The sequence below is a fragment of the Xanthomonas sp. LF07-6 genome (genome assembly GCF_034105445.1).
In the GTDB taxonomy this organism is placed as follows: domain Bacteria; phylum Pseudomonadota; class Gammaproteobacteria; order Xanthomonadales; family Xanthomonadaceae; genus Xanthomonas_A; species Xanthomonas_A sontii.
Genome location: NZ_JAXGGI010000037.1, coordinates 1 through 1,178, shown reverse-complemented (window position 1 = coordinate 1,178; position 1,178 = coordinate 1). Strand labels below are relative to the sequence as shown.

1 protein-coding gene is annotated in these 1,178 nt (G+C 61.4%); it reads left to right on the top strand.

What is annotated here, in order from left to right; all coding sequences use genetic code 11:
- Nucleotides 1-13: 13 nt before the first annotated feature.
- A partial coding sequence (locus SLW56_RS20775) for a condensation domain-containing protein (protein WP_267104297.1) occupies nt 14-1,178 on the top strand: 1,165 nt, incomplete at its 3' end.

The window sequence follows — 1,178 nt, the reverse complement described above, 5'->3', positions numbered from 1 at the left end:
GAGCCTGTGGTTGATGGATCAGATGGAAGGCGGAAACGCGGGGTATATCGCCGGCACCTCGTTGACGGTGAAAGGCCACCTCGACATCGAGGCCGTCGAGCGCGCCTTCTTCACGATCGTGACGCGGCACGCGGTGTTGCGCTCGATCATCCGCGAACACGAAGGCGGTCCGATGCAGGAAGTCGCTGCCGCGGAACGGTTCCATGTCCAGTTGCTCGATCTCAGCCAGCTTCCGCTGGCGGATGCCGGGTCCGCACTGCAGCGCATCAGCCAGGAGGCGCGTACCCGTCGCTTTGATCTTTCCAGCGACATGATGGTGCGCGTACACGTGGTTCGTCAGGCCAGCGACCTGCATACCTTGCTGGTCCATATGCATCACATCGCCTGCGATGGTTGGTCGATCGGCCTGTTGATGAACGAGTTCAATACCCTGTATCGCCTGTACAGCGCCTCGACCGCAATGGACCAGGCGGCGGGGTTGCCCCCCTTGCCCATCCAGTACCGCGACTATGCCCAGTGGCAGCAGCAGTACCTTTCCGGGGAGCGCCTCGAGGCCCTGGTGGATTACTGGAAGCAGCGTCTGCAGGAGATTCCATCGCTGCATGGATTGCCTGCCGATCTGCCGCGACCCGTGCAGCCAAGTTTCCGCGGCTCCCTGCATCGCCATCAGATCGACGCCGCGACCGCGTCGTCTCTTTCGCGCGCTTGCCATGCACAGGGCGCGACGTTCTTCATGGGCATGCATGCGGCGTTCGCGGCGTGGCTGGCCAGATTTTCGGGCCAGGACGATATCGTCGTCGGTACGGCGGTCGCCAATCGCGAGCAGGGCGAAGTCGCGCCGCTGATCGGGTTCTTCTCCAACACAATCGTATTGCGCACCTCTATTCGGGCGGACCAGGCATTCAGCGACCTGCTGGCGCAGGTAAAGCAGCAGGACATTGCCGACTTCGATCATCAGCAGTTGCCTTTCCCGTTGCTCACCGAACGTTTGAATCCGGAACGCAGTCTCGATCGGCACCCGCTGTTCCAGATCGTGCTGAATGTGGACAACAACGATATCGAACGGCTGCAGGTGGCTGGCTCCAATGTGCAAGGCAGCGAGCGCGGCAGCTACGAGAGCAATTTCGATCTGACGCTGTATGCGGTGGAACAGGCAGACGGCATCAAATTGCTCTGGC